Consider the following 18,665-nt stretch of genomic DNA (forward strand, 5'->3'; position numbering starts at 1 on the left):
AGGTTTTCTTGAGGATGTGTAATGTTGCTCGCGTTTTTCGGACAGGGGACCCGGCGGGTTTCCGCGGCTCGACCCGGCGCGGCCGGTCCGAAACAGGCGTGTCACACTCGGACCATGCGCGTGTACCTCGGCTCCGATCATGCCGGTTTCGAACTCAAGAACCACCTCGTCGAGTGGCTCAAGGCGGCCGGCCACGAGCCCGTCGACTGCGGGCCCCTCATCTACGACGCCCAGGACGACTACCCGCCGTTCTGCCTCCGCGCGGCCTCGCGCACCGCGGCGGATCCCGGGTCCCTCGGCATCGTGATCGGCGGCTCGGGGAACGGCGAGCAGATCGCGGCGAACAAGGTGGCCGGGGTTCGGGCGGCGCTCGCCTGGAGCGAGGAGACGGCGGCGCTGGGGCGTCAGCACAACGATGCGAACGTTGTTGCTGTCGGGGCGCGGATGCATACACAGGACGAGGCGACCAAGTTCGTCGAGACGTTCCTCAACACGCCGTTCTCGGGCGATGCCCGTCACCTCCGCCGTATCGACATGCTGTCGGCGTACGAGACGACGGGGGATCTGCCGGAGATTCCGGCGCACCACCCGCGGGGGTAGGGGTTTTCTTCTTCCCCAGCCCCGCCCCTTCCCGGCTGTATCAATTTGCGGCTCCGCCGCGTGGGGGGCCGCGCCCAGGCCCCCGCCAGGAGGTGGGGGTGACAGTCGTGTCGCGGCTGCCGGTGCGTCGTGGCTGGTCGCGCCCACGCGGCGGAGCCGCAAATTGACACAGCCCCGCGCCCCTGAGGGGCCAGGTCAGCTATTCAGCGCAGGCCAGGCACAAGTCAGCCCGTCCGGCGTTTGAGGACGAGGCCGTTCAGGCCGATGGGGGTCTGGGGGCGGAGCCCCCAGTTTCGGGAAGGGGCGGGGCTGGGGAAAGAATCCCCGCTCGGACCGCAGCACGAACACGCACAGGAGGCCCCCGTGCCCGAAGGGCACACCATCCACCGGCTGGCCGAGGACTACCTCGGACGGTTCGGTGGCAGGAAGGCACGCGTCACCAGCCCGCAGGGCAAGTTCGCCGACGCCGCAGCCCTCCTGGACGGGACAACGTTCACCACCGCGGAAGCCCACGGCAAGCACCTCTTCCTACGGTTCGAGACCGAGAACTGGACCCATATCCACCTCGGCCTCTTCGGCAAGGTCACCTTCGGCGACACCCCCGCGCCCCCGCCCACCGAAACCGTCCGCCTCCGCCTCACCAACGACACCGCGTACGTAGACCTCCGCGGTCCCACCACGTGCACCCTGATCACGGACACGGAGAAGCAGGCGATCCACGGCCGCCTGGGTCCGGACCCGCTGCGCGAGGACGCCGAGCCGGCCCAGGCGTACGCACGCATCTCCCGCAGCCGTACGACGATCGCCGCACTCCTCATGGACCAGAAGGTCATCGCAGGCGTAGGGAACGTCTACCGCGCGGAAGTCCTCTTCCGGCACGGCATCGACCCGTACCGGCCGGGCAAGGACATCACTCCGGCCGAGTGGGACGCGATGTGGACGGATCTCGTCGCGCTCATGCGCCAGGGCGTCCGCAACAACCGCATCGACACGGTCCGCCCGGAACACGAGCCGGAGGCCATGGGCCGCGCGCCGCGCAGGGACGACCACGGCGGCGAGGTCTACGTGTATCGCAGGGCCGACCTGCCCTGCCACATCTGTGGCGGCGAGATCCGCACCGCCGGTCTCGCCGCCCGCAACCTCTTCTGGTGCCCCACCTGCCAGAAGGCCTGAAACCGCTCAGAAGCCGTGCGGCAGCCAGGGTGCGACGACGGAGGAGAAGCCGAGCGAGGCCTCCGCGAGCGCGCCCTGGCGCAGCTCCCGTACCCGCCCGGCCGCGGCGAGTGAGGCAAGGGACACGCCACCGAGGTAGGCAGCCCCCAACTCCCGTACGGACAGGGCGAGATCGGCCGAGTCGGTGGTCCGCTCGCAGGACGCACCCTTCGCGTCCCCGGAGAGCCGCCAACGCCCCTCGTTCCAGGGGCAGAAGGCGTCCTCGACCTCGAACACGACGTCCACGGGCGTCTGATACGTACGCGCCTCGAGCGCCGCGCCGACGTCGACGGTCCGTACGTACAGCGAGTCGCGCATGCTGAGCCCGCACCGCCGGATGTCGGAGACGAGGTGCTGCCAGGCGTCGTCGACGGGCCGGTTGTAGGTCTTCACCGTCGACGTCAGGTCGATGTCGAAGAGGAACCGCCACAGCGCCGCGTACGCAGCCGGGTCCAGCGCCTCCAGGTCGCGCAGCTCGACCGTGCCCTTGGGCCCGGCCGCGTCCCACTCCGGCTTGATGGAGTACCGGACGTAGCCGACCACTTCCCCCTCCCGCTCGGCGAGCACGCACTGCAACGGCGATGCGCCCTTCCGGTCGCTCTCCGGGTCGAGCAACGGCAGATGCTCCCAGCCGGGCAGCCGCGCCATCATCCCGGGCCGGGTCGGTACCCGCTGTGCGTAGACGGCCTCACACGCATCGCGTACGGCGTCCGCATCAGGTTCGGCGAGGCGGAGTCGTATGTCGTCGGTGCCCGCAGGCACCGACAGCCGTACCCGGGACGTGTCGATCTCCGCGCGCAGCTGCTGGGTCGCCGCGCCGTAGCCGAAGCGGCCGTATATCACCGGCTCGGAGGCGGTCAGTACGGCCAGCGGCTCGCCCCAGGAGCGGATGTCGTCCAGCTGCCTGCGCATCATGGACGTCAGCACCCCGCGGCGGCGGTGCGTCGCGGCGACACTCACCATCGTGATGCCGGCCGCCTTCACCGGGGTTCCGCCCGGAACGGTCATCCGGAAGCTGAACGCACCCGCCGTTCCCACGCACACGTCGCCGTCCCAGGCCCCGATGAAGCGGTCGAACTCCGTGAGGCCGTTCCACAGGGCGCGCTCCTCGGGCGACTCGTCGACTCCGCCGAAGGCGAGCACCAGCTTTCCGTACCACTCGTCCCATTTTTCCGGCCGGAGCACGCGCAAGTCAGTCGTCATGTGCCATGCCTACCAGGGCAATCCGGGATCAGCGAGTGGATTTCTGCCGGCTCGGGGCGGGCCGCCCACCGCGGCATGCGATCCTCGGGGATCGGACGTTTCTGTGACTTCGGTTCTCGGACGGGGGACAAGTGGGACCTCCCGTGCCAAGTACCAGGTCCGATGGATAGGGTCCCGAACAATGGCAGCAGGACGAGAGCGGCGCGCGGAAGCCGACACGTTTGCGGCCCGGTGCAAGAAGCAACTGCACCGGGTCCGCACCGGGCTGCGCAGATCCGCTGTCGACTACTTCCGCGGGGACGGTTCGGACTGGGTGGCGCTGGCCGCTCTGCTGCTGACGATTCCCGTGATCACGGGCGCCACACTCGTCAACTCCGTGTGGTTCTCGCCGGCCGCGCTGGTCCTCCCGATCGTCGCCGGCGGCCTGGTGCTGCGGCCGGCCAGCCTGCTCGGCCTGTACGCGGCCGCCGCCACCGCCCTGATCGTCGAGTCCGTGAAACTCGGCCCGTACACGGAGGGGCCGTCCCGGGTGACGCCGGGAACCGTGCTGGTGGTCGCCGCCTGCGGCTTCTTCGGTCTGTTGATCGCGCAGTTCCGCAGCCGGGTGGGGGTTCCGTGGAGACGCGGCGGCACCATGCTGTTCGACCTGCGGGAACGCATCCGGGTCCAGAGCAAGTTGCCGAAGCTGCCGGTGGGCTGGCATCGGGAGATGGCCTTGCGGCCGGCCGGTGGTCAGTCGTTCTCGGGGGACTTCGTGGTGGCTGCCCGTACGAACGGGGGGCGCACGCTCGAGGTCGTACTGACGGACGTGTCCGGCAAGGGCATGGACGCCGGGTCGCGTGCGCTGCTTCTGTCGGGGGCGTTCGGGGGGCTGCTCGGCTCGCTGCCGCCGCACGCCTTCCTGCCCGCGGCGAACGGTTACCTGCTCCGGCAGGACTGGGACGAGGGCTTCGCCACGTCGATCCACCTTGTCCTGGACCTGGACTCCGGCGACTACGAGCTCTTCTCGGCCGGGCATCCTCCCGGGCTGCAGCTCAGCGCGGGCAGCGGGCGCTGGGAGGAGAAGTCCGCGGAGGGGCCGTTGCTCGGGGTGTACGACGGGGCCCAGTTCGACTCCGTGAAGGGGACGTTGCGTCCGGGCGACGTTCTGATGCTGTTCACGGACGGCCTGGTCGAGACGTCCGACCGGGACATCGCGGAGGGGATGGACCGGCTTACCGGTGAGGCGGACCGGTATGTGGCCGGGGGGTTTCATGGGGCGGCGTGGCATTTGATTGAGGCGGTTGCGCGGGATGTGAACGATGACAGGGCGTTGCTGCTGATCTGTCGGGAGCTCTCCGGCGGTTGACCTCCGGCGGTTGGGCGGGGCGCCTACCGGGTGGGTGGGTTCGGTTCACTGGCGGGTGCGGGTTCGTTGTGGTTGGTCGCGCCGTTCCCCGCGCCCCTGAGTGGGTGGTGGGTGCGGGGTCGTGGGCCGGTGCGTCAGCCCGTCGCAGGGCGGGCATACGGCCCTTAGCTGGTACAAGGCCCTGGTCCTCCGAGACCGGAGCTAAGCGACGGGCATACGACGCACCGGCCCACGCCCCCTCCCGCCGGAGGGAATCTGCGGGCACGTTGTGGTGCAGGCTTTCAGGGCGCGGCCTTGCGCGGCCTTGCGCGGCCTTGCGCGGGGTGCGGGCTTTCCGGGGCCCGGGCTTGTTCGGGCCGCCGGGGTCTTCGGGGCGCGGACTTGCTCAGGGCGCGGACTTTTCTGGGGGCGCGGGCAGCCGCAGGCTTTTCAGGGGCGCGGGGCTGTATCGATGTGCGGCTCCGCCGCGATGGGGGTCCCCCCGCTCTGGGGGTCCCCCCAGGCCCTTAAGGCACTGGGGGAGCAGCCGAGAGTGGGGGAGCGACCAGCCACGCCGCCATCGTGGCGAGGATGAGGGCGAACTCGCCGCGAGCGAGCAGTGTGGTGGAGATGTTGGCGGCGGGCCCGGCTCCGAAGCCGTACACCCGAGCCGCCCCCAACCCCGCGAGCACGTTCATGACCAGCGTCAGCGAAACCGCGGCGAGGACGGGCCACAGCACCGTGGGAAGGTCGCCCGGATCGATGGAGAGGCCGAAGGCGAAGAAGAAGATCGCGCCGAAGGCGTCCCGCAGAGGGTGCACCAGCGTGCGTATACGCGTACCCGAAGCCGTACTGCCGAGCATCAGCCCGACCATGAAGGCCCCGATGGCGTCCGCCACTCCGAACCACTCCGACACCCCGGCCACGAAGACGGCGGCCCCGAGGAAGGAGATGACCAGCAACTCGTCGTCCTTGGTGGCAACGAGCCGCCCCACGACCCTCGTACCGAAACGGGCCGCCAGCGCGAGCAGCAGCAGGAAGGCGAAGGCCTTGCCGCCGTCGAGGACCGCCGCCCCGAGCGAGGAGGCGCCGGACAGAACCGGCTGCAGCGCCGCGAGGTAGAGCGCGAGGAAAATGTCCTCGACGACGATGATGCCGAGGATCGGCCGGGTCTCGGGGTTCCCGAGCCGCCCCGTGTCGACCAGCACCTTGGTCACGATCGCGGACGACGAGATGCCGAGCACTCCGGCGAGGACCAGCGCCTCGGCGGTGCCCCAGCCGAGGGCGAACCCGAACCCCAGGCCCGCACCGACGTTCAACGCCAGATACATGCCTCCGGCGAGAGCCATCCGACGGCCACCCGCCTTGAGGTCGTCCATGTGGAACTCGAGGCCGAGGTAGAAGAGCAGCAGCACCAGACCCAGCGCGGAGAGCATCTCCATGTCGTGCGGGTCCGAGACGATCACGATGCCGGGCGTGTGCGGGCCGAGCAGGATCCCGGCCAGGATGAAGAGCGGAATGGTGGGGAGTCCGATACGGGCGCCGACGCGGGCGAGAACCGCCGCGGCGAGAAAGGCGCCACCCATGGCGATGAGGATGTCTGCGTGTCCGATGGGCCTGTTCCTCCTCGGAAAGGTCAAGGGTCGGTCAAGGAAGCGTCAATAATTAGATTACCAAACGACTTGTCGGCGGGGCCTGGTGGGGTTCTCCCCACCCTCAAGTCGCCGGTCGGCCTCATGGTCGGGGCAGGCCCCGGATCCGTAGCGTCGAAGCATCGGTAGGGATCGGTGCGACGGAAGGACGGACCCGGCCATGGGCCTGCGGAAGAGGCGGTACGACGACGGGGCCGGGGACGACGCCCCGCAGAACGTACGGAGCGGCCTGAGGCCGGACGGCGACTGGGCCGTCGAACTACGGAGCGTACGGCGGCAGTACGGCCGTGGTGGGTCCGCCGTGCATGCCCTGCGTGGGATCGACCTGGCCCTCGCGCGTGGCAGCTTCACCGCCGTGATGGGTCCTTCCGGGTCCGGTAAGTCCACGTTTCTGCAATGTGCGGCGGGGCTCGACAGGCCGAGCGGCGGGACGGTGCGGCTCGGCGGCACGGAGATCACCGGGATGAGCGAGAACAAGCTGACGGCGCTGCGCCGGGAACGCCTGGGCTTCGTCTTCCAGGCGTTCAACCTGCTGCCGTCCCTGACCGTGGAGCAGAATGTCGTGCTGCCGATGCGTCTCGCAGGTCACCGGCCCGACCGGCGCCGAGCGGCCGGGGTCCTCGCTCAGGTCGGCCTCGACGGGCTGGGGCGGCGTCGTCCGGGTCAGCTCTCCGGTGGGCAACAGCAGCGAGTTGCGATCGCCCGTGCCCTGGTCACCCGGCCCGACGTGGTCTTCGCGGACGAGCCGACCGGCGCGCTCGACACGCGCACTGCCGGTGAGGTCCTGGGGCTGCTCCGTCAGGCCGTCGACGGTCTGGGGGCGACCGTCGTCATGGTCACCCACGACCCGACGGCCGCCGCCTGGGCCGACCGCGTCCTGTTCCTCGCCGACGGTTCGATCGTCGACCGCCTGGAGCGCGCCCCGGCGGAGCAGATCGCTGCCCGGATGGCCGCTTTGACGGCTCCCGTGACCGTACGAGCGGCCGCCTGATGTTCGTACCCAACGGCCTGGCCCGCGCCGCCGTCCGCTTCAAGCCCGCCGCCTTCGTGGGAACGTTCGTCGCGCTGGCGATGGCCGCGCTCATCGTGTCGGCCTGCGGCATCCTCCTGGAGACCGGCCTGCGTGCCTCCGTCCCGCCCGTCCGTTACGAAGACGCCCCCGTGGTCGCCGCCGCAGACCAGCGCGCCCACCGCGTCACAGGCCACGGCGACAGTCGCGAGGACGACGCCGTACCGGTCCCGGACCGGGCCTGGCTGGACAACTCCCTGGTGGCGAAGGCCGGTTCGGTGTCCGGTGCGAGCCAGGCCGTCGCGGACGTGACCTTCCCCGTGCGGGCGGGCGACGGCGCGCGGCTCACCGCCCATGGCTGGGGTTCCACCGCGTTCACCGGCGAGCGGCTGGCGGCGGGGCGGGCGCCGGTAGACGGTGAGGTGGTCCTCGGGAAGGGCACGGTCGGCGAGCGCGTCAGCCTCACCACCGCCGACGGCCCTCGCACCTTCCGCGTCTCCGGCATCGCGAAGCCAGGGGAGCAGGGTGATGCAGAGGGGACTGTCTGGTTCGCCGACTCCCAGGCCGTACGTATCTCCGGCCATCCCGGGCGTATCGATGCGATCGCCGTCCTGCCGAAGGACGGGGTGACGGCCGAGGCACTCAAGAACCAGGTCGCGCGCGCTCTCGGGGACCGGGCCGAGGTGCACGCCGGCGACGGCCGCGGCTCGGTCGAGGACTCCTCGCTCGCCGAGGCCAAGGAGCTTCTCATCGGGCTCGGCGCGTCGTTCGGCGGGGTCGCGACGATGGTGGCCGTGTTCACGGCGGCGGGGACGGTGGCGCTGTCCATCGCCCAGCGGGCCCGCGAGTTCGCGCTGCTGCGCGCGATCGGTACGGCCCCGCGCCAGATCCGCCGGTCCATCGCCACCGAGAACCTGCTGGTCGCTCCGCTCGCCGGCCTCGTCGGCTGTCTGCCGGGCATCGGCCTGGCCCGTTGGTGGTTCGGGCAGCTCAAGGACAAGGGGGCGATTCCGGAGCCGGTGGAGCTGTCGGTGTCGTACATCCCGCTGCTCACAGCCGTCGGCGCCGTGCTCGGCACCGCACTGGTCGCCGGGTACATGGCGGCCCGTCGCCCGGCACGGACCAAGCCGGGGCAGGCACTCACCGAGGCGTCCGTGGAGCGGCTGCGCTTCGGCTGGATCCGTACGCCGCTGGGGATCGCGGCGGCCATCGGCGGTTTCGTCTGCGCGGGTGTCTCCGCCTCGACGACCGGCGAGGACGCGGCCAACGCGGCGCTGGGCATCGTGATGCTGTTCATGCTGGCCGTGGCGCTGCTCGGCCCCCTGGTCGCGCGCGCCTGCGCCGCCCTGTTCGGGCTGCCGCTGCGCCGCGCGGGCGCCTCCGCCTCCCTGGCGGCCGCCAACTCCCGTACGAACGCCCGCCGTCTGGCCTCCGCGATCACCCCGATCGTCCTGGCGATGGCCTTCTCCTCCGTACTCGTCTTCATGCACACCAGTGAGGAGCGGGTCACGCGGGAGCAGCAGCGGGCCGGCACCGTGGCCGACCACATCGTGACGTCGGAGACGGGGCTGGCACCCGATGCCGTACGTCAGGCCGCCCGCAGCCCCGAAGTCACCGCCGCCGTCGGGTTGTTGAAGACCGGGGTCCTCCTCCCGGCGGGCGGATACCTTCAGGAGGCTTCCGCCCAGGGCGTCACGGGTTCGGCGCGGGACCTGGCCCGCGTACAAGACCTGGAGATCGAGAAGGGTGCGCTGTCGCTGGAGCGGGGCGAGGTCGCGATGGACGCCTTGCTGGCCCGTGACGCCGGTGTCGGCGTCGGCGAGCGCGTCGAACTGCGCCTGCCCGACGGTACGAAGGCGAGGCCGACGGTCGTGGCGACGTACGGCCGCGGTATGGGTCTGTCCCAAGTGACCCTCAGCCATGCGGACTTGGCGCGCCACGTCAGCTCCGCCTTCGCCACCGAACTCTGGACGAAGGGCGGCAGCGCCACCGGCCTGGCGAAGTTCGGCACGGTCGCGGACCGCGGTGGCTACACCGCCGCCCAGTCCCTCGACCGCGAGCTGAACGCCTGGGCCAACACCGTCATGGCTGCGGTCCTCGGCGGCTTCGCGGCCGTCGCCGCCGTCAACACGCTGGTGATGACGGTTCTGGACCGACGGCGCGAACTGGGCACCCTGCGGCTCATCGGCTCCACCCGCCGCCAGGTGCTGAACATGATCCACTGGGAGGCCCTGCTCGTCGCGCTCGCGGGCCTTGTCCTCGGCACGGGCATCGCGCTCGCCACGCTCATCCCGATGATGAAGGGGCTGACGGGGCAGGCGCCCTACATACCCCCGCTGTTGTACGGCTCGCTCGCCGCGGCCGTGCTCGTGATCGGTGTGGCGGCGGCGTCGGTACCGGCCAGATCGGCGTTGCGGGGCACACTCGACGCATGACCGAAAAAGCGCTGCTGACCCTCACCGAAGTCGAAGCCATCGCCCGCAACGCACACGCGGCCCAGACCGACAAGGCGGGCCGACCGTACGCCGAGCATCTCCAGGCGGTGGCTGAAGGGGTACGTGCCCGGGGCGGCGACGACGAACAGATCGCCGCCGCCTGGCTCCACGACGCCGTCGAGGACGACGCCGTCTCGGAGGACTGGCTCCTGCGCAAGGCCGCACTGACCCGGCGCACGAAGGACATCGTCCTGGCCCTCACCAGGCGCCCCGGCGAGCCCCCGGAGTCGTACGCCGAACGCATCCTGGCGACGCCGGGGGCCCTCCTGGTCAAGGAATCCGACCTGGCCCACAACGCGAATCCGGCCAGGCTGGCGGCCCTGGACGAGTCCACGCGGACGCGACTGGCCCAGAAGTACGCGAGGATGCGCGAACTCCTGGGCTTGGCCTAGGACTTGGGCCTCGGCCTAGGACTTGGCCCGCTCTCGAGCCAGCTCCGCCGCGTCCCGCTTGAACGCCCACTCCATCTTCGGCTCCATCGCGAAGCGGAACATGCGCTGGACGGGCGGCGTGCACAGCAGGGTGACCACGGTGGCGGCGACCAGGGTGACGAAGATCTCGCCGAGCGGCTCATGCAGCCACGTGTAGTCGAACCAGCCCCAGAAACGGCCGCCCTTGACCAGGAAACCGTGCAGCAGATAGCCGTACAGCGTCCCCGCCCCGAGCACCGTGAACCACATCTTGCGACGCGGCACCCAGGAGAAGAAGCAGGCCGTGAGGACCATCGAGCAGCCGAACAGCGCGAGCGTCATCACGACGCCGGCCCACCACGGCGTGCCCAACTCCTGCGCGCTGTCCCGGTGGTAGAACCACGCCGACGTCATACGCGGAGCCGCCCAGTACGCCACGACCAGCGCCGCCGCGAACACCGGCACCGACAGGATCCGGACCTCACGGCGCCGCATCAGCTGGAAGTGCTCGGGCTTCATGAACAGGCCGATGACAAAGAACGGCAGGAACTGCAGCACACGTTGCAGATCCAGGTCGTCACCGATGTCGGGCGAGACGGAGGCGAGCACCGCGATGGCGAGCGCGAGCGGCACCGGCCAGCGCACGACCTTCCACATCGGCGTCGTCAGCCGCCACACGAACAGCGCGATCAGGAACCACGTGAGGTACCAGGGGTCGAGCAGGCTGACCGGATGGCCCGGATCGTCGTCCGCCACCTTCTTGAAGACGGAGTACGCGGCTTCGAAGAGGATGTACGGCACGGCGATGCCCGTCACCAGCCGCTGGAGCCGGTCGGCACGCATGTCGAAACTGCGCGAGAAGTAGCCGGAGATGAGGATGAACGCCGGCATGTGGAAGGCGTAGACGACCATGTAGAGCGCTTCGGCGGTGCGGCTGTGGTCGGTCAGCGGTTCCCAGGTGTGGCCCATCGCGACGAGCACGATGGCCAGGTACTTGGCGTTGTCGAAGAACGCGTCGCGTTGCTTGGCCGGCCTGGCCTGAGACGCGGCGGGAGCGGTGTTCGCCTGCGGGGTGTCGCGGGTTCGAGGGCTCGGCATTCCGGACACCGACGACTCCTCCGTCGGCGGGAGCGGAGCCCTCTGTTGGCCGTGTGGGCGGAGCGAGTTCGTCACAGACCCTCCCACCAGGAACTGGGGGAGACGATCCGGGACCTCACTGCGCGTGCGGGGGACGAGGCAGCGTTGAACATCTGAGGCACCCTAGCGTCGCCGATGCGATTTCGTAAAACCCTCCGCGTCATTCCTGCTTAACCCTCGCTTATCCCGGTGAGTGCGGTGGATTTGAAGAAGTGGGATACGACATCGACTTGGCGATGCAGAGGTCGACTGATGTACTACGTACGTCTGTTACGTACCACTTAATCCCGACTAAATAGTGCATAACGTTCGCGGGTGACTCTGGTGAAATGTCCGTTGATCGGCGTTTGTTGACCCCCTCGCCGACCTATCGCTGTGCCTGCGGCAACAATTCGAATTAGCTGCGAACAAGATGTGGGGCACGGCAATGACCCTCCTGAATTAGGCGTGCGGGGGGTTCCTCGAATTGCCGTACGCAGCCCCGCCGTTCATGGCCGCCGACGAGCGCCGCGCGGGTACGGATTGTGCAGGTCCGGCGAGAACGATGGCCGATGATGACCCACCTTCCGCATAGGCTGGGCCTGTTGGTGGCACGATGGTTCTGCGGGGGTGTGCGGGGTGGCGCCCTCGGGCCGGGAGAGCGGACCGACCGTAGGGTGTGATCAGTTGTGGCCATTTCGCTGTCAGTCGTGCTGCTGTTGGGGATCGTCCTCGTGGTGTTGATCCGGGGAGGAACGATCAAGGCGGGTCCGGCGGTCGTCGCCGTGCTGTTCGGCTTCTTCCTCGCCTCGACGGGCATGGCCGACGACATCCAGCGGTTCCTCAACTCGATAGCGGAGACGATCAACGAGATCCAGTTCTGAGCGGGGCCGGCGAGTGCAGCCCCACGACGTGACGAACACCTGACAGCTCCGCGAGAGCCGGCCCGGCGCGATCGGAGCCATCCGCCTGGACCGCTTCGGCCCCGCTGACGGCCAGCCCGTGGTGCTGCCGCACGGCACCCGTTCTCCTCGTACGTCCGGCACGAGATCGCCCCGACGCTCGCCTCCGCAGGGCCGCCTCGTCCCCCTGGACGCCCGGCCCACCTCCTCGGCGGACTGATCACGTTCCTCAGGGACTGACGACTCCGACTGCCGGCAGTACCCGGAAACGCCTCAGGGCCAGGTCGGAGGATCGATCCTCCGACCTGGCCCTGAGGCGTATGGAGCGGGCGACGGGAATCGAACCCGCGTAGCTAGTTTGGAAGACTAGGGCTCTACCATTGAGCTACGCCCGCACAGGATGCACCGCAGGTCAGTGGACGCGCGGCACGGGAGCATCGTAGCGGGTGGCACCCCTTCGCCGCACATCCCGTTCCGCGCCCCCTCAGGCGCCCGCGAAATGCGGGAGCCGTGGCGTCCGCGGGCATGTACCCTACGTGTCGCACCGACGGGGTGTGGCGCAGCTTGGTAGCGCGTCCGCTTTGGGAGCGGAAGGCCGTGGGTTCAAATCCCGCCACCCCGACCACCAGCAGAGCCCCGGTGGCCACCCATAGGGACCCCGGTCCGGAAGCCGACCGGGGGCCCGGGACCCGCGGCATCGGAAGCTCGCCTTTTGGGGCGTGTACCGCCTGCGGCTACTATGCAAACTGCGTGCCCGTATGTCTGCACTGTTACGTCTCGCAAGGGCCGCGAATCCGCTGAGGCACCCGCCGCATCCGGCAGAGGTCGACAGCAGAACCCCAAGAAGTCAGCCATCAAGGAGACCGAACCGTGAAGAGCGCCGTGGAGACCCTGAACCCGACCCGGGTTCGGCTCACTGTCGAGGTGCCCTTCGAGGAGCTCAAGGACAGCCTCGACGCGGCGTACAAGAAGATCAACCAGCAGGTCACGGTGAAGGGGTTCCGGAAGGGCAAGATTCCGGCGCGCGTCATCGACCAGCGGTTCGGCCGCGGTGCGGTTCTGGAGGAGGCGGTCAACGACGCGCTTCCGAAGTTCTACACCGACGCGGTCAACAACGCCGAGCTGAACGTGCTCGGCCAGCCCGAGGTCGACATCACGGAGCTGAAGGACGGCGAGACGCTGAACTTCACCGCCGAGGTCGACATCCGCCCGGCCATCGAGATCCCGGACTACTCCGGCATCGAGGTCGAGGTCGACGCCGTCGAGGTCAGCGAGGAGGACGTCGACAAGGCCGTCGAGGAACTGCGTGAGCGCTTCGCGTCCACCACGCCGGTCGAGCGCGCCGCCGAGGACGGCGACGTCGTGACGATCGACCTGGAGGCCAAGGTCGACGGCGAGGTCCTGGAGGACGGCGTCGCGAACGGCGTCTCCTACACCATCGGCTCCGGTGAGCTGCTGGAGGGCATCGACGACGCCGTGAAGGGCCTGGAGGCCGGTGGCGAGGCCACCTTCACCTCCGAGCTCAAGGGCGGCTCGGCGGCCGGCAAGGAGGCCGAGGTCTCCGTCAAGGTCACCCAGGTCGCCGCGCGTGAGCTTCCCGAGCTGGACGACGACTTCGCGCAGCTCGCCTCCGAGTTCGACACCCTGGAGGAGCTGCGGGCGGACAGCCGTAAGCGCCTCGAGAACATGAAGCAGTACGACCAGGCCACGCAGGCCCAGGAGCGCGTCCTGGAGAAGCTGCTGGAGCTGGTCGAGGTGCCCGTCCCCGAGAAGCTCCTCGAGGACGAGATCAACACCCGTAAGCACAACCTCGAGCACCACCAGCTCGGTCAGATGGGCCTGGACCTGCCGCAGTACCTGGAGATCCAGGGCAAGACGGCCGAGGAGTTCGACACCGAGACGCGCGAGGCCGCGGTCAAGGGCATCAAGACCCAGTTCGTCCTCGACGAGCTGGTCAACAAGGAGAAGCTGAACGTCAACCAGGAGGAGCTCACCGAGCACCTCATGCGTCGCGCGGCTTCCTCCGGCATGTCCCCCGACCAGTTCGCCCAGGCGGTCGTCGAGGGCGGCCAGGTTCCGATGCTGGTCGGCGAGGTCGCCCGCGGCAAGGCCCTCGCGGTCGTCGTCGAGGCGGCCACGGTCAAGGACACGAACGGCGAGATCGTGGACCTGGACGACGAGGACGAGGACGAGGCGGCTGAGACCGTCCAGGCCGAGGTCACCGATGCCTCCTCCGAGGAGACCCCGGCGGAGGCCTCCGCTGAGGCGGCTGAGGCGGCCACCGAGGAGAAGCCCGAGGCGTAAGCCTGCGGCGCTTCAGCAGCTGTACGGCGGGGCTGTATCAATATGCGGCTCCGCCGCGCGGGCGCGAGCAACCCACCACAAGCCGCACCCGCCGATGCACAGCCCGTGGCAGACGCGTCTGCGGGTTTGTGAGGGCTGAGCGCGCCCACGCGGCGGAGCCGCATATGCCACAGCCCCGCGCCCCTGGCGGGTCCGCCCCTGGCGGGTCCGCCCCTGACGGGCCGGACCCGCCAAAATCCCTGCGCAACCAGCGGAGCGCATGCGCTCACAGCGAACAGTTCCCTCCTCGGGATTCCCCGAAGGGACCCGCGCGTTAGGGTCCATGAGTACGAGGGCAGGGGAGTCCCGATAAACCGCCGGACGGCCCCCCGCCCCGGCAGAACACGTGAGACGGCCCCGGCGCCGTCGACAAGACGAGCAGGTGGATACGTGACGAATCTGATGCCTACAGCCGCCGGCGAGCCCTCCATCGGTGGTGGCCTCGGCGACCAGGTCTACAACCGGCTGCTCGGTGAGCGGATCATCTTCCTCGGCCAGCCGGTCGACGACGACATTGCGAACAAGATCACCGCACAGCTGCTGCTCCTTGCCGCCGACCCGGACAAGGACATCTTCCTGTACATCAACAGCCCCGGCGGATCGATCACGGCCGGCATGGCGATCTACGACACCATGCAGTACATCCAGAACGACGTGGTGACCATCGCCATGGGCATGGCGGCCTCCATGGGCCAGTTCCTGCTGAGCGCGGGTACCCCGGGCAAGCGCTTCGCCCTGCCGAATGCCGAGATCCTGATCCACCAGCCCTCGGCCGGCCTCGCCGGTTCCGCGTCGGACATCAAGATCCACGCCGAGCGGCTGCTGCACACCAAGAAGCGGATGGCGGAGCTGACCGCCTTCCACACCGGCCAGACCGTGGACCAGGTCACCCGCGACTCGGACCGGGACCGCTGGTTCGACCCGATCGAGGCCAAGGAATACGGCCTGATCGACGACATCATGCCCACCGCTGCCGGTATGCCGGGCGGCGGAGGCACCGGAGCGGCCTAGTCCGGCATACGCGCGCGGGCAGCCCAGCCGCGGCCCCGAGCGCAGCCGACGTAAGCCTTCCGAGCCCCCAGCCGACCGCCTCAGCTCTTTTCAGGCTCCCAGGAGACACAGTGAACGACTTCCCCGGCAGCGGCCTCTACGCCCGCACGGAGGCCGAGTACACCGGCCCCCGCGCGGAGTCCCGCTACGTCATCCCGCGCTTCGTCGAGCGCACCTCGCAGGGCGTGCGCGAGTACGACCCGTACGCGAAGCTCTTCGAGGAGCGCGTGATCTTCCTCGGCGTGCAGATCGACGACGCCTCCGCCAACGACGTCATGGCGCAGCTGCTGTGCCTGGAGTCGATGGACCCCGACCGTGACATCTCGGTCTACATCAACAGCCCCGGCGGCTCCTTCACGGCGCTCACGGCCATCTACGACACGATGCAGTTCGTGAAGCCGGACGTCCAGACGGTCTGCATGGGCCAGGCGGCCTCCGCCGCCGCGATCCTGCTCGCCGCCGGTACACCGGGCAAGCGCATGGCACTGCCCAACGCCCGTGTGCTGATCCACCAGCCCTACAGCGAGACTGGCCGCGGCCAGGTCTCCGACCTGGAGATCGCGGCGAACGAGATCCTCAGGATGCGTGCCCAGCTGGAGGAACTGCTGGCCAAGCACTCCACCACGCCGATCGAGAAGATCCGCGAGGACATCGAGCGCGACAAGATCCTCACCGCTGAGGACGCACTCTCGTACGGCCTGATCGACCAGATCATCTCGACCCGGAAGATGAACAACGCCGCGGTCGCGTGACGCGGCGCTGTATCGTCAGCCGCCCCCTTGGCACGGTTTGGCGCCGTACGCGTCAAAGTGAACCGTGCCAAGGGGGGCCCGAACGGGGGGCTCGGCAAGGTACCGTCGGACATAAGGCAGCACCAGGAGCCGCTGGACCTAGGCGTCTCCCAGGCGAAGGGGAAGCACACCGTGGCACGCATCGGTGACGGCGGCGATCTGCTCAAGTGCTCGTTCTGTGGCAAGAGCCAGAAGCAGGTCAAGAAGCTCATCGCAGGCCCCGGTGTGTACATCTGCGACGAGTGCATCGATCTCTGCAACGAGATCATCGAGGAAGAACTGGCGGAAACGAGCGAGGTCCGCTGGGAGGAACTCCCCAAGCCCCGCGAGATCTACGAGTTCCTCGAGGGGTACGTCGTCGGCCAGGAGTCGGCGAAGAAGGCCCTCTCCGTCGCGGTGTACAACCACTACAAGCGGGTTCAGGCCGGTGAGAACAGCACGGGGCAGAACCGCGACGACGCCATCGAGTTGGCGAAGTCGAACATCCTGCTCCTCGGCCCCACGGGCTCCGGCAAGACCCTGCTCGCCCAGACCCTGGCGCGCATGCTGAACGTCCCCTTCGCCATCGCCGACGCGACGGCGCTGACGGAGGCGGGGTATGTCGGCGAGGACGTCGAGAACATCCTGCTGAAGCTGATCCAGGCGGCGGACTACGACGTCAAGAAGGCCGAGACCGGGATCATCTACATCGACGAGATCGACAAGGTGGCCCGCAAGAGCGAGAACCCGTCGATCACGCGGGACGTGAGCGGCGAGGGTGTCCAGCAGGCGCTGCTGAAGATCCTCGAAGGCACGACGGCCTCGGTCCCGCCCCAGGGTGGACGCAAGCACCCCCACCAGGAGTTCATCCAGATCGACACGACGAACGTTCTGTTCATCGTGGGTGGCGCCTTCGCCGGCCTGGAGAAGCTCATCGAGTCCCGCGCGGGCGCGAAGGGCATCGGCTTCGGCGCGACGATCCGCTCGAAGCGTGAGCTGGAGGAGAAGGACCAGTTCGAGGACGTCATGCCCGAGGACCTGGTCAAGTTCGGCATGATCCCCGAGTTCATCGGCCGCCTCCCGGTCATCACCTCCGTACACAACCTCGACCGCGAGGCCCTGCTCCAGATCCTCGTCGAACCGCGCAACGCGCTCGTGAAGCAGTACCAGCGCCTCTTCGAACTCGACGGCGTGGAGCTGGACTTCGAGCGCGAGGCCCTCGAAGCCATCGCCGACCAGGCCATCTTGAGGCAGACCGGCGCGCGGGGTCTGCGCGCCATCATGGAAGAAGTCCTGCAGTCAGTGATGTACGAGGTCCCGTCCCGCAAGGACGTAGGCCGCGTCGTCATCACGGCGGACGTCGTCCTGTCGAACGTCAACCCGACGCTCATTCCGCGGGACGCCCGCGGGCGGGGTCCGGGGGAGCAGAAGACGGCGTAGGCGTTCGTACGCGCAGAGAAGGGGCCCCGGTCAACTGACCGGGGCCCCTTCCTCGTTGATGCGGCGTTGCTGCGGGCGTCAGATCTTGACGCGGACTTCCTTGCGGAACTTGGCCGTGAGGTCGGCAGTGTCCTGGAGGTCGGCGCTCTGGCCGGTCAGGAAATCGGCCGTGTCGAAGGGGATGACGACGCCGAGGGTGCTGTTGTCGCCCCAGATACACACCGGCAGGCTCACCTCCGGGGGCCCGGAGGACGGGTCGGTCGAGGCCTCGGCGTTCTTGATCTTGGATTCCTGGCACTTCAGGATCGCGCCGTCCAGACCGCTGGGCTCGTAGCTCTTCGGGCTGCCGACGAACTCGCCGCTGTCCGGGTCCTCGGCGGCGGTCTTCTTGAGTTCCACGAACATGGCGTCGATGACCGCCTCCGGGTCCTCCACCTCCCCGTAGACGCCCATGAAGCTGAGCATCTTCCCGGTGGGCGGAGTGCTCTGCTGGTCCCCGGCCTGGTACCCGGCGTTGACGGACTTGGCGTTCTTGACGCCGCTCTTCTCCGCCTCCTTGAGGTCGTCCTTGGTGAAGCCGCCGAAGTCGGCCTCATCGCTCTTCTTGTACTCGCTGAGCACCGTCGCCGGCGTGGTCAGCTTGTGCGGGCCGTCGTCCGCCACGTCCGAGCCGCCGCCCCCGCCGATCACGAAGTACGCCCCCACCGCGATCGCGGCCACGACCGCGACGGCGCCGATGATGATCCCGGTCTTCTTATTGCCGCCGCCGGGAGCGGGCGGCTGCGGCATGCCGTAGGGCGGGGGCTGCTGGCCGTACGGAGGTTGCTGGCCGTAGCCGGGCTGCTGGGGCGGGGCCCCGGGAGGGGTCTGCTGGGGATACCCGTAGCCCGGCTGCTGCGGAGGAGCCTGCTGCGGGTAGCCGTAGCCGGGCTGAGGGGGCTGCGGCTGCTGACCGTAGCCGGGCTGCGGGGCCTGCGGCGGCTGGCCGTACGGGCCTGGCTGACCGCCCGGTTGACCGTACGGTCCCGGCTGCTGGGGCTGCCCGCCGTACGGGCCCGGCTGGTTGTAGCTCATCTCTGGGTTCCCCTCCAGATACTTATGCGTTTCGAACATCCTGGCGTAAGGAGCGTCCGCGC

General features: G+C 69.1%; 15 protein-coding genes and 2 tRNA genes. 12 read left to right on the plus strand and 5 right to left on the minus strand.

Annotation, left to right across the window (positions count from 1 at the left end; translation table 11 throughout):
• Nucleotides 1-114 precede the first annotated feature (114 nt).
• Together OP79_RS40785 and OP79_RS40790 are read left to right on the plus strand one after the other, a co-directional pair.
• Entirely contained in the window at nt 115-600 is a 486-nt protein-coding gene (locus OP79_RS40785; RefSeq protein WP_033328018.1) for a ribose-5-phosphate isomerase, read from the plus strand.
• Between the two features lie 363 nt (nt 601-963).
• Nucleotides 964-1,773: an Fpg/Nei family DNA glycosylase gene (locus OP79_RS40790; protein ID WP_033328020.1), complete on the plus strand. Its 810-nt coding sequence runs from the start codon at nt 964-966 to the stop codon at nt 1,771-1,773.
• 6 nt (nt 1,774-1,779) lie between these two features.
• On the opposite strand, the gene OP79_RS40795 is transcribed toward OP79_RS40790, so the two are convergent.
• Complete coding sequence (locus OP79_RS40795; RefSeq protein ID WP_033328022.1) at nt 1,780-3,015, minus strand: GNAT family N-acetyltransferase; 1,236 nt, start codon at nt 3,013-3,015, stop codon at nt 1,780-1,782.
• A gap of 181 nt (nt 3,016-3,196) precedes the next feature.
• On the opposite strand from OP79_RS40795, the gene OP79_RS40800 reads away from it, so the two are divergent.
• The gene (locus OP79_RS40800; RefSeq protein WP_033328023.1) at nt 3,197-4,363 is read left to right on the plus strand and encodes a PP2C family protein-serine/threonine phosphatase; all 1,167 of its coding nucleotides are present in this window, start codon (nt 3,197-3,199) and stop codon (nt 4,361-4,363) included.
• Between the two features lie 506 nt (nt 4,364-4,869).
• On the opposite strand, the gene OP79_RS40805 is transcribed toward OP79_RS40800, so the two are convergent.
• Nucleotides 4,870-5,928 (minus strand): cation:proton antiporter, encoded by a 1,059-nt coding sequence (locus tag OP79_RS40805; protein WP_245685623.1) that lies wholly within the window; start codon nt 5,926-5,928, stop codon nt 4,870-4,872.
• Between the two features lie 226 nt (nt 5,929-6,154).
• Between OP79_RS40805 and OP79_RS40810 the strand changes: the two genes are divergently transcribed.
• From OP79_RS40810 to OP79_RS40820, 3 genes are read left to right on the plus strand one after another with little or no spacing between them, the layout of a single operon-like run.
• A complete protein-coding gene (locus OP79_RS40810; RefSeq protein WP_033328025.1) occupies nt 6,155-6,985 on the plus strand; it encodes an ABC transporter ATP-binding protein in 831 nt (276 codons plus the stop codon).
• The gene (locus OP79_RS40815) at nt 6,985-9,438 is read left to right on the plus strand and encodes an ABC transporter permease (protein WP_033328027.1); all 2,454 of its coding nucleotides are present in this window, start codon (nt 6,985-6,987) and stop codon (nt 9,436-9,438) included. The genes OP79_RS40810 and OP79_RS40815 overlap by 1 nt, the downstream gene beginning before the upstream one ends.
• Entirely contained in the window at nt 9,435-9,890 is a 456-nt protein-coding gene (locus OP79_RS40820) for an HD domain-containing protein (protein ID WP_033328029.1), read from the plus strand. The genes OP79_RS40815 and OP79_RS40820 overlap by 4 nt, the downstream gene beginning before the upstream one ends.
• 15 nt (nt 9,891-9,905) lie before the next feature.
• Here OP79_RS40820 and OP79_RS40825 read toward each other — a convergent pair whose 3' ends face one another.
• Nucleotides 9,906-11,006, minus strand: coding sequence for an acyltransferase family protein (locus OP79_RS40825; RefSeq protein ID WP_425428675.1), 1,101 nt, complete (start codon nt 11,004-11,006; stop codon nt 9,906-9,908).
• Between the two features lie 707 nt (nt 11,007-11,713).
• On the opposite strand from OP79_RS40825, the gene OP79_RS40830 reads away from it, so the two are divergent.
• Nucleotides 11,714-11,908 carry a hypothetical protein gene (locus OP79_RS40830; RefSeq protein WP_033328032.1) on the plus strand — a complete coding sequence of 65 codons (195 nt, stop codon included), beginning with the start codon at nt 11,714-11,716 and terminating at the stop codon, nt 11,906-11,908.
• A 339-nt stretch (nt 11,909-12,247) separates the two neighbouring features.
• On the opposite strand, the gene OP79_RS40835 is transcribed toward OP79_RS40830, so the two are convergent.
• Nucleotides 12,248-12,321: transfer RNA gene (locus OP79_RS40835), tRNA-Gly, on the minus strand.
• Between the two features lie 153 nt (nt 12,322-12,474).
• Between OP79_RS40835 and OP79_RS40840 the strand changes: the two genes are divergently transcribed.
• From OP79_RS40840 to clpX, 5 genes are all read left to right on the plus strand, one after another.
• Nucleotides 12,475-12,551, plus strand: a tRNA-Pro gene (locus OP79_RS40840).
• Nucleotides 12,552-12,796: 245 nt separating this feature from the next.
• The gene (gene tig / locus OP79_RS40845; RefSeq protein ID WP_033328034.1) at nt 12,797-14,230 is read left to right on the plus strand and encodes a trigger factor; all 1,434 of its coding nucleotides are present in this window, start codon (nt 12,797-12,799) and stop codon (nt 14,228-14,230) included.
• Between the two features lie 441 nt (nt 14,231-14,671).
• Entirely contained in the window at nt 14,672-15,280 is a 609-nt protein-coding gene (locus OP79_RS40850; protein ID WP_033328036.1) for an ATP-dependent Clp protease proteolytic subunit, read from the plus strand.
• A gap of 110 nt (nt 15,281-15,390) precedes the next feature.
• Nucleotides 15,391-16,071: an ATP-dependent Clp protease proteolytic subunit gene (locus OP79_RS40855; protein ID WP_033328039.1), complete on the plus strand. Its 681-nt coding sequence runs from the start codon at nt 15,391-15,393 to the stop codon at nt 16,069-16,071.
• Between the two features lie 171 nt (nt 16,072-16,242).
• Entirely contained in the window at nt 16,243-17,529 is a 1,287-nt protein-coding gene (gene clpX, locus OP79_RS40860; protein ID WP_033328041.1) for an ATP-dependent Clp protease ATP-binding subunit ClpX, read from the plus strand.
• Between the two features lie 78 nt (nt 17,530-17,607).
• Here the strand turns inward: clpX and OP79_RS40865 are convergent, their stop codons facing one another.
• On the minus strand, nt 17,608-18,603 hold the full coding sequence (locus tag OP79_RS40865) for a hypothetical protein (protein WP_033328043.1): 996 nt from the start codon (nt 18,601-18,603) through the stop codon (nt 17,608-17,610).
• Nucleotides 18,604-18,665 lie beyond the last annotated feature (62 nt).

The sequence above is a fragment of the Streptomyces yerevanensis genome (genome assembly GCF_000716805.1).
Classification (GTDB): Bacteria; Actinomycetota; Actinomycetes; order Streptomycetales; family Streptomycetaceae; genus Streptomyces; species Streptomyces flaveus.